Origin of the sequence: Haloferax profundi, from assembly GCF_001469865.1 — an archaeon.
Lineage (GTDB): Archaea > Halobacteriota > Halobacteria > Halobacteriales > Haloferacaceae > Haloferax > Haloferax profundi.
Map to the genome: position 1 here is coordinate 1 of NZ_LOPV01000712.1, position 14,282 is coordinate 14,282.

Annotated in this window: 17 protein-coding genes and 1 pseudogene; 8 read left to right on the forward strand and 10 right to left on the reverse strand. The window is 63.7% G+C overall.

Annotated features, from left to right (window positions below):
- From AUR66_RS19790 to AUR66_RS19800, 3 genes are all read left to right on the forward strand, one after another.
- Positions 1 to 453, forward strand: a 453-nt coding sequence (locus tag AUR66_RS19790; RefSeq protein WP_058573821.1) for an O-methyltransferase, incomplete at its 5' end; no start/stop codon positions are given.
- A 90-nt stretch (positions 454 to 543) separates the two neighbouring features.
- Positions 544 to 915 (forward strand): nascent polypeptide-associated complex protein, encoded by a 372-nt coding sequence (locus tag AUR66_RS19795; RefSeq protein WP_082682301.1) that lies wholly within the window; start codon positions 544 to 546, stop codon positions 913 to 915.
- A complete protein-coding gene (locus AUR66_RS19800; RefSeq protein ID WP_058573823.1) occupies positions 912 to 1,637 on the forward strand; it encodes a tRNA (adenine-N1)-methyltransferase in 726 nt (241 codons plus the stop codon). The genes AUR66_RS19795 and AUR66_RS19800 overlap by 4 nt, the downstream gene beginning before the upstream one ends.
- Before the next feature lie 32 nt (positions 1,638 to 1,669).
- Here the strand turns inward: AUR66_RS19800 and AUR66_RS19805 are convergent, their stop codons facing one another.
- The 3 genes from AUR66_RS19805 to AUR66_RS19815 all read right to left on the reverse strand — a co-directional run bounded on the left by AUR66_RS19805 (position 1,670) and on the right by AUR66_RS19815 (position 2,953).
- Complete coding sequence (locus AUR66_RS19805) at positions 1,670 to 2,245, reverse strand: DUF6517 family protein (protein ID WP_058573824.1); 576 nt, start codon at positions 2,243 to 2,245, stop codon at positions 1,670 to 1,672.
- A 40-nt stretch (positions 2,246 to 2,285) separates the two neighbouring features.
- Positions 2,286 to 2,606: a transcription factor S gene (locus AUR66_RS19810; RefSeq protein ID WP_058573825.1), complete on the reverse strand. Its 321-nt coding sequence runs from the start codon at positions 2,604 to 2,606 to the stop codon at positions 2,286 to 2,288.
- A gap of 89 nt (positions 2,607 to 2,695) precedes the next feature.
- Positions 2,696 to 2,953 carry a DUF5789 family protein gene (locus tag AUR66_RS19815; protein WP_058573826.1) on the reverse strand — a complete coding sequence of 86 codons (258 nt, stop codon included), beginning with the start codon at positions 2,951 to 2,953 and terminating at the stop codon, positions 2,696 to 2,698.
- 175 nt (positions 2,954 to 3,128) lie between these two features.
- Between AUR66_RS19815 and AUR66_RS19820 the strand changes: the two genes are divergently transcribed.
- A complete protein-coding gene (locus tag AUR66_RS19820) occupies positions 3,129 to 4,472 on the forward strand; it encodes a methyl-accepting chemotaxis protein (RefSeq protein WP_058573827.1) in 1,344 nt (447 codons plus the stop codon).
- Positions 4,473 to 4,488: 16 nt separating this feature from the next.
- Here the strand turns inward: AUR66_RS19820 and AUR66_RS19825 are convergent, their stop codons facing one another.
- Positions 4,489 to 5,262: an enoyl-CoA hydratase/isomerase family protein gene (locus AUR66_RS19825; RefSeq protein WP_058573828.1), complete on the reverse strand. Its 774-nt coding sequence runs from the start codon at positions 5,260 to 5,262 to the stop codon at positions 4,489 to 4,491.
- Positions 5,263 to 5,363: 101 nt separating this feature from the next.
- Here AUR66_RS19825 and AUR66_RS19830 point away from each other — a divergent pair, with 101 nt between their 5' ends.
- Positions 5,364 to 5,864 (forward strand): DUF5797 family protein, encoded by a 501-nt coding sequence (locus AUR66_RS19830; protein ID WP_058573829.1) that lies wholly within the window; start codon positions 5,364 to 5,366, stop codon positions 5,862 to 5,864.
- Between the two features lie 42 nt (positions 5,865 to 5,906).
- On the opposite strand, the gene AUR66_RS22420 is transcribed toward AUR66_RS19830, so the two are convergent.
- From AUR66_RS22420 to AUR66_RS19840, 3 genes are all read right to left on the reverse strand, one after another.
- Positions 5,907 to 6,062, reverse strand: a complete 156-nt coding sequence (locus AUR66_RS22420) for a hypothetical protein (RefSeq protein WP_197409892.1) — start codon at positions 6,060 to 6,062, stop codon at positions 5,907 to 5,909.
- A gap of 61 nt (positions 6,063 to 6,123) precedes the next feature.
- Positions 6,124 to 7,119 (reverse strand): DUF5787 family protein, encoded by a 996-nt coding sequence (locus AUR66_RS19835; protein WP_058573830.1) that lies wholly within the window; start codon positions 7,117 to 7,119, stop codon positions 6,124 to 6,126.
- A gap of 101 nt (positions 7,120 to 7,220) precedes the next feature.
- Complete coding sequence (locus AUR66_RS19840; protein WP_058573831.1) at positions 7,221 to 7,676, reverse strand: bis(5'-nucleosyl)-tetraphosphatase; 456 nt, start codon at positions 7,674 to 7,676, stop codon at positions 7,221 to 7,223.
- 159 nt (positions 7,677 to 7,835) lie between these two features.
- On the opposite strand from AUR66_RS19840, the gene AUR66_RS19845 reads away from it, so the two are divergent.
- Positions 7,836 to 8,168, forward strand: a complete 333-nt coding sequence (locus AUR66_RS19845; protein ID WP_058573832.1) for an uS10/mL48 family ribosomal protein — start codon at positions 7,836 to 7,838, stop codon at positions 8,166 to 8,168.
- Positions 8,169 to 8,327: 159 nt separating this feature from the next.
- Here the strand turns inward: AUR66_RS19845 and AUR66_RS19850 are convergent, their stop codons facing one another.
- Both AUR66_RS19850 and AUR66_RS19855 read right to left on the reverse strand, forming a co-directional pair.
- Complete coding sequence (locus AUR66_RS19850) at positions 8,328 to 8,591, reverse strand: DUF7513 family protein (RefSeq protein WP_058573833.1); 264 nt, start codon at positions 8,589 to 8,591, stop codon at positions 8,328 to 8,330.
- Positions 8,588 to 10,138, reverse strand: coding sequence for a Na+/H+ antiporter NhaC family protein (locus AUR66_RS19855; RefSeq protein WP_058573834.1), 1,551 nt, complete (start codon positions 10,136 to 10,138; stop codon positions 8,588 to 8,590). The genes AUR66_RS19850 and AUR66_RS19855 overlap by 4 nt, the downstream gene beginning before the upstream one ends.
- A gap of 145 nt (positions 10,139 to 10,283) precedes the next feature.
- Here AUR66_RS19855 and AUR66_RS19860 point away from each other — a divergent pair, with 145 nt between their 5' ends.
- Positions 10,284 to 11,567, forward strand: coding sequence for an amidohydrolase (locus tag AUR66_RS19860; protein ID WP_058573835.1), 1,284 nt, complete (start codon positions 10,284 to 10,286; stop codon positions 11,565 to 11,567).
- 97 nt (positions 11,568 to 11,664) lie between these two features.
- Entirely contained in the window at positions 11,665 to 12,813 is a 1,149-nt protein-coding gene (locus tag AUR66_RS19865; RefSeq protein ID WP_058573836.1) for a sensor histidine kinase, read from the forward strand.
- Here AUR66_RS19865 and AUR66_RS19870 read toward each other — a convergent pair.
- Positions 12,788 to 14,170: pseudogene (locus AUR66_RS19870) on the reverse strand (geranylgeranyl reductase family protein); the annotation flags it as partial. The gene AUR66_RS19865 and the pseudogene AUR66_RS19870 overlap by 26 nt on opposite strands.
- Between the last annotated feature and the right edge of the window lie 112 nt (positions 14,171 to 14,282).

Here is a 14,282-nt window from a genome sequence, read left to right on the forward strand (position 1 = left end):
GCCAAAGGGATGCCAGACGACGCCGAGATGTTCTTGACCGAACACGACCCCGGTGAACTCGACATGGCGCGCGACTTCCTCGAACGCGCCGGTCTCGCCGACGGGACGACGTTCCTCGAAGGTGACGCACTCGAACTGGTCGACTCGGTCGACGGCGAGTTCGACCTCGTGCTGTTCGACCACCAGAAACACCGCTACGCAGAGGCGTTCGACGTGATTCGCGACCGGGTCGCCGTCGGCGGTATCGTCGTCGCCGACAACGTGATGCGCGGTCCCATCGACTTCGGTGCGCTCGTCGACTGGGGAGAAGGAACTGCGCAGGCACTCGACGGGACGAACGACGACACGCGCGGCATCGCGGCCTACCTCGACGCCGTCCGCGCCGACCCGCGGTACGAGACCATCGTCCTCCCCGTCGGGAACGGACTCGCGGTCAGTTCCCGTCTGGAGTAGCGTATTCAGGCTCCGAGGAGGGTCGGATTCGCAGACACGTCGCCAGCGACGTTCGCCACGCTTTTGAGAGGCGACCCCGACCCTTCGGGTATGTTTGGAGGCGGCGGGATGAACCCGCGAAAGATGAAGCAGATGATGAAGCAGATGGGTATCGACGTCACCGAGTTAGACGCCGAGGAAGTCGTCATCAAGACGGCCGACGAGGAACTCGTCTTCTCGGACGCGCAGGTCACGCGCATGGACGCGCAGGGTCAAGAGACCTACCAGATCGTCGGCGAACCCGAGACGCGCGAACTCGGCGCCGGTGACGACGACGCCGAGAGCGACGAGGCAGACGGAGCGATTCCGGAGTCCGACATCGAAATCGTCGCACAGCGTGCCGGCGTCTCGAAGGACGACGCGCGCAAAGCACTCGAGGCCGAAGACGGTGACCTCGCCGCGGCCATCGCACGTCTGGAGTGATACTCCTCGTTCACGGCGACCGAGAGTACCTCCGCGCACCCGGTGAGGAGTTACACACCGACCTCGGGATGCTGACCGTCCCCGAGGACGTGGAAGCGGGCCAGACGCTCGAAACCCACATCGGCGAAGAGTTCCTCGTCCGCGAACCCCGCGGGCCGGACCTCTTCAACCACTTCGAGCGAACCGGCGCGCCGATGATGCCGCGGGACATCGGCCTCATCGTCGGCCACACCGGCGTCGCGGCGGGCGAACGCGTCCTCGACGCCGGAACCGGGACGGGCGTCCTGTCGGCGTACCTCGGCCGACTCGGCGTCGACGTGACGACGTTCGAGCGAAACGCCGACTTCGCCGACGTCGCGCGCGAGAACATGCGACTCGCAGGCGTCGAAGAACGAGTCGACGTTCGGACTGGCGACATCACCGACGAACTGGACGCCCTCCGCGAAGACGACTTCGACGTGCTCACTCTCGACACGGAGAACGCACCAGAAGTCGTCCGCGAGGCACCCGACCTGCTCGTGACGGGTGGCTACGTCGCCGTCTACTCACCCTTTGTCGAAGGGACGCGCGCGACAGTCGAAGCGGCGCGCGAAGCGGGACTCTCGGACGTGGAGACGTTCGAGACAATCCAGCGACACATGGACTTCGGTGAACGCGGGTCGCGCCCGTCTACTGCCGGTGTCGGCCACACTGGCTATCTCGTCTTCGCTCGCAACGAGTAACCGGCAGGATATCGGCGCGCGACGCAGAGGCCTCACTCCATGCGCCGAATCACGCGGAACAACTCTTCTCTGAACCGTTCCGGGTCGATGGCGTCGTGGAGTGCGTCGGCTATCTCACCATCACCGTCGACGACTTCTCGGGGGTACGCACCGCCCAGCAACAGGTACTCACCATCGGTGGGTGTGACTGCGAGGTAGGCGTCCGCCGCGAGTCGAACCCCGGCCAGTGTGACCGTCGTGTCGTAGCGGATGACGTCTGCTTCACCGTCGCGCACCGCGAGTGTGCGAGTCCAACTTCGGTGTACGTCCGAAAATCCACGTTCGGCGAGTCGGTCTTCGAATCCCGAGGCAGCGCCGCTGACGACCAGTCGCGTGAGCGCCTTCGAAGGCGGCGTCCGTGGCCGAACTTCCAGACGGGTGGCGAAGAGGAAGCGCCACGGTTCGTCGGCGATGGCAGGAATGCGTTCTCGAATCGTCGCGTCCTCGTAGATGACGGTCCGGGCGAGGACGTGGATGAACCCGAGTTCGAACGGGCGGTCGGTCGATTCGTCGACGCGGACCCACCCCTCGAGCGAAGGGAGTGTGGGCGGAGGTGGCACATCGGCCATAACCCCCACTACGGACGGAGAGAGGAAAAAGGCGAACCGCTCAGTGGTCGTCTTCGCGCCACTTGTGGTCGCACTCGACGCAAGTGAAAAAGCGCGTCTCGGACTCGTCGGCAGAGCGAATCTGCTTCATCTCGTAGCGTGCTACGTCGTGGCCACAACTCGGGCAGATGGCCTTCGTCGTCGGACCAATCTCGCCGGCGTCGACGTCGGACATGTCGACGACTTCGCTCGACTCTTGGCCCTCGGTGGTGACCATCGTCTTCTCTTTCTCGCTGTCGCGTGCTTTCTCGTGGCCGTTCGCGCAGACCCAGACACCGTCCTGCGGTGTCATGAGGGACCCGCATTCGTCGCAGAACTCCATGATAGTACGTCCTACCGCTTGAGGAACTTAAGCGTCCGGATTACGTCGTCGGAAAAGGGTGTTCGGGTGGGGACCGATGGCAGTAACGCTCAGGCGTCGCCGTCCGACTGACCCGGTTCGCCGACTGCCTCGATGGGCATCGCCATGTTGAGTTCGTAGTACAGTTCTCTCGAATCGGCGAACTCGTCGGTGAAACACCCACGGATAACCTCACCTAAGTCAGCGTTTCCGTCGGCGAGCAGGACGGTCACACCGTCGAACGCGGCGGCGGCGTCCCGTCGAGTGGTCGGGTAGGTGATACCCTCTAAGACGGGTTCGACACGACTCAGTTTGATTCTGTCCTGCATGATTATTCATTATACATTCGAGTATTTAGCCGTAGCAGGACGTGTGCTACCACACGTCTGCGATGTACCAGTTACAGCCCACCTGCGTCGAGACCACCTCGTCCATGCGCCAATATCGTTCGTGATAGACGGCGTGTAGGCTTTATTAGACCCGTTTTCGTGGGCATCGGTAGACATGCAGGCACACGAGAACCGGGCTGGACTGGGCTGGGAACCCAGCGATTCACTGGGCGAGGCGGCACGCCTCGAAGCTGAGCGGGACTTCTGGAAAGGACTGTTCGAACAGGTCATCGCCAACGTTCCCGAACCGATGTTCGCGGTCGATTCGACCGGACACCTGACGCACATCAACGAATACGCGACCGATGCGTACGGCCTCGACCCGAAGACTGACGTCGGCAAGCGCGGCATCGACGCGTTCGGCACGGAAGGGAAAGACGAGATTCTGGCGACGAAGATTGCACGAACCGACCAGGTCATCCGCGAAGACGAGTACCGCGGCGTCCAGACGAACGACGGGATGCTCTGGGTGCGGGCGATGGGGACGCCGCTGTACGCCCCAGATGGCGAAGTCGTCGGCGCAGTCGAACTCACCACCGAGACGACCGAGATGGTCGAAAAGAACCAACTGATGAGTGAGGCACAAGAGCAGGTCTCCGAAGAAGTCTCCGCGTCTATCGACCGGGCGATGGCCTCGGCAGACGACGTCTCCGAGAGCGTGACCGCCGCGAACGAAATCGCGAGTCAGCAAGCCGAGGCGATGGAAGAGGTCTCTGGTGAAGTCGGGTCGCTGTCGGCGACAGTCGAAGAGATTGCGGCCAGTGCCGACGAAATCAACAGACAGAGCACCGAAGCACAGCGTCTCGCAGAGGAGTCCCGCGAAGACGGCGAAGTCGCCGCCGAGGCGATGGACCGCGTCGCAGAAGGTGGCGAACACGTCGCCGACCGAACGCACGAACTCGCCGAACACATCGAGGAAATCGGTGAAATCATCGAGGTCATCAACGACATCGCCGACCAGACGAACATCCTCGCCCTGAACGCCAACATCGAAGCGGCCCGCGCCGGCGACGCCGGTGCCGGATTCGCCGTCGTCGCAGACGAGGTGAAGTCGCTCGCGAACGAGGTCCAATCCGAGTCCGAACGCATCGAGGAGATTATCAGCGAGACGCGCGACGACGCCACCGAGACTGTCGCCGGTATCGAATCACTCACCGAAGACGTCCGCGACGGCGCAGAACGCATCGACACCCTCATCGAGAATCAGACCGAGATTGCCGCGACGATTCGGGAAGCGGCGACAGGCATGGACGACATCGCGGACGCCACCGACGACCAGGCGGTCCGCACCGAAGAAGTCGCCAGCATGGTCGACAACGCGTTCCAACAGTCGACCGACGTGCAAGAAGAGACGACTGCCGCAGTCGCCGCGAACGACACCCAAATCCAAATCGTGGCCGAGATTTCGGAGTCAGTTCGTGACCTCGAAGCGGCGATGGCCGCCATCGAAGACCGCTGAAACGGCGTCGGCCGTCTTATTCGAAGTCCGGGTCGCGCTTTTCGAGGAACGCGTCCATCCCTTCGCGCTGGTCGTGCGTGCCGAACAGACCACTCCAGACGCGGGCCTCGAAGTCGAGAGCGGCGTCGCGGGGCGCGTCGTGCGACATGTTGATTGCTGCCTTCGCCGCCGCGAGTGCGTGTCGGGGCTTCGCGGCGAGGTCCGCAGCGAGTTCTTCGACGTGTGAGTCGAGTTGGTCGTGTGCGACGACTTCGCCGACGATGCCGTACTCGTGGGCGTCGCTCGCGTCGACGCGTTCGCCGAAGAAGATGAGTCGACGTGCGAGTTCGTCGCCGACGAGCGTCGGCAGACGGATACTGCCGCCCCATCCCGGCATGATGCCGAGGTCGATCTCGGTCTGACCGAGGAGTGCGCGCTCGGACGCGACACGGAGGTCACAGGCGAGTGCGAACTCCATCCCACCACCGAAGGCGTACCCGTTGATTGCTGCGACGGTCGGTGCCGGGAACTCTTCGAGACGCGAGGCGATGCGGTGGCCCTGTTCGGCGTACTTCTGTGCATCGGGCGTCCCGATGTCCTTCATGTAGCTGATGTCTGCGCCCGCGATGAACGCCTTGTCACCGGCCCCGGTGAGGACGAGGACGCGCGCGCCCTGTTCTTCGGCCTCGTCGAGCGCCTCTTCGAGGGCGTCGAGCGTGTCCGTGTTGAGGGCGTTCATCCGGTCCGGTCGGTCGATGGTGATGGTGGCAACGTCGTCGTCCCAGTCGAGTCGGAGTGTTTCCCAGCTCATGGCAGAGGCCACGGGTGGTGGAGGGATAATGATTAACGATTGGGCCCCTCTGCTGGAGATTCCAGAACAACGTTATACTTCCTCCGTCGAATCGTCCGAGTATGACGCTCTCCGACGAGGCGAAAGAACGACTCGCCGACATCGTCCGCCTCCAACCGACGAAGAACAAGGAGTTGCAGGACCGGTGGGACCTCGAAAGCGGCAGCGAGGTCCATCAGTATCTCGAATCTGACCTGAAGGACTACTACTACCGGGACGACAACAGTCTCATCCGCGCGACGGCAGAGGCCGCAGAACTCGTCGGCGTCGAACCCGGCGTCGAGAGCGACGGCGACGAAGAGTCGGTGCCGAGCGTCATCCGCGTCCCCACCCTCGAAGCCCGCGTCTTCGAAGTCGTCGCCGGCCCCGACGAGCGCTCCGAGAGCGTCGTGAGCGTCCTCAACAAACTCCGCGACGCGTTCGACGTCGACCCGGACGTAGACGACGTTCGCCGGGCACTCCAGAGTCTCCGTCGAAAAGGCGTCGTCGAAGTCGTCTACCGAACGGTGCCGACGTTCAAGCTCGCCGTCGAACGCGACGATGTGGACGTCGAAGTCGTTTGAACTCGGCACATACACTGTCGGGTTCGCGTTCTCACACTCGGGTCACGACCGGTAGGCGTGCAACGCGACCAGAAAGACCAACAGGAGTGGAATGAGGGACACTGCGGCGTCGAGCGGCACCAAGAGCAAGACTATCGAAGACACGACGACGCATTCGAGCGCGACGACGACACTGATGACTTCGGCTGGATTGGGCATCTTCTGAACGCCGTCTCTAGGGTGACGCTTTCTCGCAGTGGTGATTAAATTGATGGCTGGATTACATTTCGTGACCGTCGTCACGTTCGATGTCCTCGAAGACTCGCTTTCGGGCACGCTCCCTCCGCGATTCGAGAATCCGTCGGAGACCCTTTCCCGGGCCACCCTCGATAGGCCACCCTCTCGTCCGCCACGCGGGCGGTTCGGGTTCGAACGACGAACACGAGTGAGCACACTCGCGTTGACTCTGGTAGCAGTCTTTGGCTCCACATCGTGGCACGAGTGCCATTCCTCGCCGACGCAGTTCGAAGTGTCGGCAGTCGGGGCGCATCGTATCGAGATACGTCCGCCAGCCCCGGTCGTAGGCCCGTTCGGCGAGGACGAGTCGCCGACGAGCGTCGGCGTCGTCGGGCGTGAGTTTACTCGGGTGCCACAGCACTTCGGTCGACTCGTCACCGACCGAGAGGATGCCGACTTCGACCGGCAAATCCTCCAAGAGCGCGGGTTGGACGCGGTCCCCAGTCGCTTCCGTTGCGACCCACACTTCGTCGGCGAGTGCTCGCGACACGTCGTGTTCTAACTGGTCGGCGAGGGCGCGGGCGGCGGAGGCGTCGAGGTTCGGTTTGTTCTCGATGGCGACGATTCGTTCGACCCAGTCGGGGTACGGTGCGGTCTGTTTGTACTCGACGCGATTGCGTGACCCACGGCGTTTCTCCACCAAGTCGAGACCCGCCGCACGGTGGACTGCCGGGACGACGTGTCGCCACGGGAAGTCGGGTTCCGGAATCGCGTCGCGGTACCACTGCCAGTCGGCGGGAGCGTGGCGGACGACACGCAAGAGGTCAGAGTCGAACCCGTCGGTCGAGAGGGCGTAGCGCGCGGCGAACGCGTCGGGGTCGACTTCGACGACGACGGTGTCCCAGCGCCGGTTTCGCGTCCCGAGTTGGCGGGCGACTATCGCGGGGCGCGGACCGTCGGGGTGCCACGCGCGCTCTGCCCAGCGGCAGACGCGGAGTTCGAAGGCGAACTCCGGGTCACGGTCGGCGGTGTCGCTCACGACAGGGACTCAGTGTGGGGGACGGAAGGCGTTTCGGTCCACGGAGAGACAGAGCTATCGCTACCTCTCCGGGGGCCGACAGACAGGTCGTGTGACCTGCGTTACTTCAGGTACTTGTGTTCGCCTTCGTTCCGCGCGGCGAGTTCGTCGAGGAAGTCGTGTGCTCTTTCGAATATCTCGCGCGGACCATCCTGCGTGATGGTGTTGATGGCCTGTTCGTAGTCGCGCCACTGCAAGTCGCGGTGTTCCGTCGAGAGTTCCGCGGACGCTTCGAACGAGCGCGCGATGAACAGGTGAACTGTCTTGTGAATGGTCGTACCGTTCGCTTCGAAGACGTAGCTGTAGTCTTCGCGGAAGCCGTCGATGAGACGGAAATCGTCGATTCCCGCCTCCTCTTTGACTTCCCTGATTGCCGTTTGCTGGAGCTCCTCGTTCCCCTCGACCCCGCCTTTTGGGAACTCCCAGTCCCCGGGACGGCTCTTCAGGAGTAAGTACTCCCTCCGGCCGCGGGTGTCGCGGAAGAGGATGGCACCAGCGCTGACCGCTTCGACTGCCATTACCCGAAATAAATGTGCCACCCTTTAAGAGGGTATCGGAGGATGTACCCTGTTCACACGGTCGTTCGTTCGGGTTCCCCGTGGGAGTGTGTGCCTCCCCACGTCCGTGTAGATGCGCTTTTACCGTCGGAGCATCCAACACACTGGTAGTACCCAGCTATGACCTTCGTCACGAAACTCACTTTTCAAAGCGGTGATAAGAACGTCCTCGACAGAGTCGTGGGCGACCTGAAGCAGTTCGTCGAAAAGAAGGGTGCCGAGTGCCGCGGCCCCCACGCCGACCAACCGAAACGCACGAACGTCCCGCAGTACCGGACGCTCCAACCCGGCGACGAGTTCTCGTCGTGGAGTTACACCGTCTACACGCGCCGCATCGAGATCCACGGCGCAGACCACATCGCCCGCGAAGTCGGCCACAAGGAGTTCCCCGACAGCGTCCACGTCGAGATAGAAGTCGAACAGAAGAAACCGCTCGGCCACCGTCGCAACTGACGACGTGTCACTGACGTCCCGAAACTGACACGCGTCGCTGACGACGCCCCACCGGCGCCGCTCGTGACGACGGTTCCGGCGCTGTCGACAGCACTGATTCTTCTATCGGCCGTCGAACACCCCAAAAACGTGAGAGTCGAATCGCCGTTCTGTGGCCCTCTATCCGTCTTCCCCGAGTACGTCGACGACTTCACCAGTTCCCTCGTAGGTGGCGTCGTCGAACGAGGTGATTTTCAGACGGACTTTGGTCTCGATAGCGACGTCGTCGACGTCGCCGACTCGGATGACGGAGTCGCCGACGCGGACGGAGTAGCCATCCGAATCACGGTGCGTCACGTAGGCCGTGATGACGTCCCCGGCGTCGAACGTGGGTGTCGCGGTACGGAAGGTCCACCCGGAGAGGAGTTTCTCGAGACGACTCATACGCGACTCACCTCCTCACTGACGCGGTCAGAGACGTATTCGCGGCCGTAGCCGGTCCACGCGGCGAAGAGGAAGACGCCCACGAGGAACCAGCCGTGGAACACGTACGGCCAGACGGTTGCCGGGTTCACGACCATCTGTTGGGTGAACCACGGCGTCGCCTCGCCGCCGACGAGTCCTTGCATGGCCCCGAGGCCAGCGAGGAGGCCACCACCCCACGGGAAGATGTACCCGAGCGCCGAGGTGTTGGCGTCGAGGATGTTGGCGCGGCGGTAGCCGTTGATGTTGAAGCGCTTGCCGAGCGTGGCGACGTACGGCGCGATTGCAATCTCTGCGGCGGTGTTGATGGTGACCGTCGCGTTCACGAGTGCCGTCCCGAGGACCATCGTGGTCTCGGCGCGGCGAACCGTCGTCGCGACACGGTCGATGAGAATCTCTTGAATCGCGTCGAACCCACCGCCGGCACGCATGATTTCCGCGCCCGCGACGAGGAGGAGCGTCAGGACGATGAGCGGGAAGAAGCCCGCCGCACCGGAGTAGATGCTCCCACCGACGCCGACTTGCCCGGCCGGGACGGTTTCGACGAGTGCGCCGACGAGTGGCAGTGCCTCGACTGCTTGCGTGAGGCCGTTCTGCGGCGCACTGAACAGGAGCATGCTCGCTGCGGAGACGTCGACGACGCCGGCAGCGCCGAGTGCGAGGTTGAACAGCGCGGCGGCGAACAGGCCCCACGAGATTGCCTCGATGATGTGCCGGCCGCGAATCGCGAGGACCATGACGATGGCGATGTCGAGCAGGTGGACGAGGCCCCACGGCGAGACGCTCGCGTCGACCTGTCCGGTCACGCTCGCGTGTGGCATGCCGCTCCACACGCCGGGAATCCCGAATCCGGCGACGAGGTACGCTACGATAGCGAGCGCCGCCGCGACGACGGCGTACTTCACACGAGACGCGACGACGCCGCCGATGTCGGCGTCCTGTGTCACAGCAGAGACGATTGTCGTGTCACTCACTGGGGCGAGGTTGTCTCCGAAGACAGCGCCGGAGAGAATCGCGCCGAAGAGCAGTACGGGGTTCGCACCGAGGAGAAGCCCTGCGGGGAACACGAGGCTCGTGAAGGCGATTGCGGTACCGTACCCAGTGCCGATGCCCGTCGCGAGCAGCGCGGCCAAGAGGAACGTCACGGCCGGGAACAACCCGGGACCGACGTTCAGGATGGTCGCAGCCCAGACGAGGCCGTCGACGAACCCGCCGACCTGGATAGTCTCTGCGAACATACCCGCCCAGAGCCACGCGACGACTGCCGTCGCAGCGACTCGCCGGGTCATGCCAGCGAAGATGACGTCCGCGTAGTCCTTCCAGTCTCCCCGGACGAACAGCATTCCCACGATGAGTCCTGTCAGCATCCCCGCGACGAGGCCGGTCGTATCGCCTATGCCGAGGATACCGCTCTGGAAAATCGCCCACGCGATGAACAGAGCGATGGGGAGTGCACTGACGAGTCTCCCCCCGCGGAAACGAAGCTCGATGTCCGGTTCTTCTGGCATCGTCTGTCACACTTTCGGTCGAGAATAAAAGGTACACGAATTGCCGCCAACTTTTCTCGTGAAGTTTGGGTTTATCGCTAGGCCGACACGAGAGAGTGCCAGAGTTGCGGCAGTGTTTATCAACGCCCACGCGGAAATTCGAAGCATGAGTCATCAGGCCACCCTCGACGACCTCGTCTCTCTCCGACGTGACCTCCACCGGCACCCCGAACCCGCGTGGCGGGAGTTCTACACCACTGCCCGCATCGTCGACGAATTAGAGACGCGCGAACTCGACGCACTCTACGTCGGCCCAGAGATTCTCGACGCCGACGAGCGAATGGCCGTCCCAGACGACGACGAACTCGACGAGTGGTTCGAGAAGGCCCGTGCTGCCGGCGCACGCGAAGACATCCTCGAACGACTCGCGGGTGGGTTCACCGGCGCGGTGGCCGTCCTCGAACGGGGTGAAGGCCCGACCATCGGCCTCCGCGTCGACATCGACGCCCTGCCAATCACCGAATCCGAAGACGAAGACCACCTCCCCGCGGCAGAAGGGTTCCGCTCCGAGAACGAGGGGTTCATGCACGCCTGCGGGCACGACGCCCACGCGACAATCGGCCTCGGCATCCTCGACGCCGTCGCCGCCTCAGACTTCCAGGGGACGTTCAAGGTGTTCTTCCAACCGAGCGAAGAGCGTGTTGCCGGCGGAAAGGCCGTCGCCGAAGGCGGCCACCTCGACGACGTCGACTACCTGCTTGCCCTCCACGTCGGCCTCGACCACCCGACGGGCGAAGTCGTCTGCGGCGTCGATGGGTTCCTCGCCGTCTCGCACTTCCGCGCCGACTTCACTGGTGCACCTGCCCACGCGGGTGCGAAACCCGAAGAGGGGAACAACGCGAACCTCGCTGCCGCCGCGGCTATTCAGAACCTCTACGGCATCTCGCGGCACTCTGACGGTGCGACGCGGGTCAACGTCGGCCTCATGGGCGGCGGCACCGCGACGAACATCGTCGCCGAAGAGTCGTACATCGAAGGCGAGGTCCGCGGGGCGACGACCGAACTCATGGAGTACATGGAAGGCCGAGCCCACACCATCATCGAGTCGGCGGCGACGATGCACGACTGCGACGTGGAGATTTCCGTCGAGGGGAAGGCACCGAGCGCTCGCAGCGACGACGCACTCCGAGCACTCGTCGGGGACGTGAGCGAGAGCGTCGAGGGTGTCGATTCTATCCTCGACAGCGACGAACTCGGCGGCAGTGAAGACGCGACGTACCTCATGCAGTACGTGCAGGACCGAGGCGGCCTCGCCGCGTACGTCGGCGTCGGAACCGACCACCCCGGCGGCCACCACACCCGGACGTTCGACGTCGACGAAGCGACTATCCGCATCGCAATCGACGTTCTCTCCGGGAGCATCGACCGCATCGCCGCGGAACAGCCCTGAGTCGGCGCGTAGAGCAGGGATTCGACCCGAGGCGGGCGGGTAGTTCGAAACCAAACCGCCAGCGCTTATTTGTCCCCCCCGTGCATAGCCGCCAGCGATGGGGCCGCTCCGAAGTGAATCGGCAGAGGACGCTGGCCTCCGACCGACGCTCGTCGCCGTGGGAGTCGTCGTCGGAGTCGCCGGTCTGCAGGTCGTCCTCTTCCCAGATGCTTCGGAAGTACCGTGGGTACGGGTCGTCGTCGAGTTACTCCTCGTCCCGATACCACTCGTCGGGTCGTACGCCCTCTCGGGAATCCGTGAACTACAGGCTATCTGGCGACCGCTCTACGCCGGAACCCTCCTCGTCGGCATCTACGCCGTGACCGACGCACTCGACGAAGTCGTCGTCCACCCAGACCTCTTCGCTCTCGTCTTCGAAGACGTAGCACTGTTGGCCGGGTCGCTCGCACTCGTCGTCGGCGCGACCCGGTGGACGTCCCGGCGAAACGAGCAGCGAGCAGCACTCGAACGACGAAACGAGCGTCTCGACCAGTTCGCCTCCGTCGTGAGCCACGACCTGCGGAACCCACTGAACGTGGCGCAGATGCGCCTCGAACTCGTTCGCGAAGGCCACGGTATCGAGCACCTCTCGACGGTCGCCGACGCGCACGACCGAATGGAGGCCCTCATACAGGACGTGCTCGAACTCGCCCGGACCGGCGAGACAGTCGGTAAGACCGAACCCGTCGGCCTCGCGAGCGTCGCGGCGAACGCCGTCGCGAGCACGGGCCTCGACGCGGCGGGACTCACCGTCGAAGCGGACGCCGAACTCATGGCCGACCCCGAACGACTCACCGCAGTCTTCGAGAATCTCTTTCGCAACGCTGTGGAACACGCTTCCACGAGCAATCGGGCGAGGCCCGATGACGCTGTCGAGCATGGCTCGACAGGCCGTCGGAATCGTTCCGACGACGCTGTGGAACACACCGGGCCAGACGTCCACGTTCGCGTCGGCCCACTCGAAGATGGCTTCTTCGTCGAAGACGACGGGCCCGGCATCCCGCCGCAAGAACGCGACCGAATCTTCGAATCCGGCTACACGACAGACCCCGACGGGACGGGACTCGGCCTCGCAATCGTCTCCGGCGTCGCCGACGCGCACGACTGGTCGGTGTCGATTACGACAGGAAAAGCGGGCGGTGCCCGATTCGAGTTCCGAGACGTCGTGTTCGAAGACGCGGTCAGTACTTCGGGTCCGCGCCAGTGACTTCGTAGATGTCGTCCATGATGCGGTCACGCTCGTCCTGCCACCCGGCGAGTGCGCTCGGCCGACTCGGGTAGCGTTCGTAGTGGGTCAGGAGTTCGTCTGCGAGTCGCTTCACCTTGAAGAAGTTCCAAATCTGTCCCCAGTGGCCGTAACTCGACGCAGCGGTCTGGACGAGGAGTTTCGGCCCGAACGACGTGGTCCCGGAGTAGAGCGCTTCGGCGAGTTTTTCACCGGGGAGCGAGGCGATGAGACCCATCAGGTCGTCCACGTCGACGGCCGTCGAGAGGATGTTGTACACGTCGAGGCTGGCGTAGCGCCCACCGAAGTGGTCCATGACGCGCTGGTTGTAGCGCCAGAGCATCTCCTCGCTCACGTCGCCTTCTTCGAGTGCGATAATCGACTGCTCGCCGGCGTACTTTCCGGCGTACGCCGCACCGGCGATGCCGCCACCAGTCGTCGGGTTGACGTGTGCCGCGGCGTCGCCGACGGCCATGTAGCCCGGCGCAGTCGCCGAGTCGTACGGACGGCGGGTCGGCAGTGCCGCACCGAGTTTGTCGATGACCTCTGCGCCCTCGAACTCGGGGCGTTCGCGAAGGTCCTTCTTCAGGTCGTCGACGAGTTTCATCGGTTCTTCGGTCATCTGGAAGCCGAGGCCGGCGTTGATGGTGGTGTCCGTCCGCGGGAAGTACCAGACGTAGCCCGCCGCAATCTCGGCCGGTTTGAACACGAGGGCGTCGGACCACTCGACTGGTTCGGGGACTTCGACGACTTCGCGGTAGGCAGAAGAGAAGTGTGAGTAGGAGACGTTGGTGTCGAACGTCGACCCAGAGAAGTCGACTTTGTCCTGTAACAGCGAGAGCGACCCCGCGCCGTCGATGACGATGTCGGCGTCGAACTGGACGTCCTCGCCCTTCTGTTTGCCGACGATGCCCGTCACACGGCCGTCGTCGTCCTGCAGCACGTCCTGAACGACGGTATCGTAGTAGAACTCCGCGCCCGCTTCGCCCGCACCCTCGATGATGAGGCGGCCGTACTCCCAGCGGTCGATGACTGCGAGTTCGCCGGGGACAGGAATGTCGAGGACGGTGTCCTCCTGTGGAATCTCGAATCGGCCGTGGTCGACCTTTGTGTTCGTGAAGGCGGGTTCTATCTTCGACTTCGGAATCGCCTCGGGGAAGGCGTCCGCACCCTTCAGCGCGTCACCACAGGCGATGTGTCCTGCGTCCTCGGCGGACTTTCGCTCGACGATTGCCACGTCGTAGCCCGCTCGTGCGATAGTCGCAGCGGCGTAGCACCCGGAGGTACCTGCGCCGACGACTACCACATCGAACTCGTGTGTGGTCATGGTATCACCTGCATATCGTGGGCTGAAAACTCTTTACTCCCGCATCGGTTGTTGGTTGTTTGTCTGACACGTATTCGGGGGTCGAGCCCGTATTCAGGCGACGAGACGTGTCGAAAACAGTGGT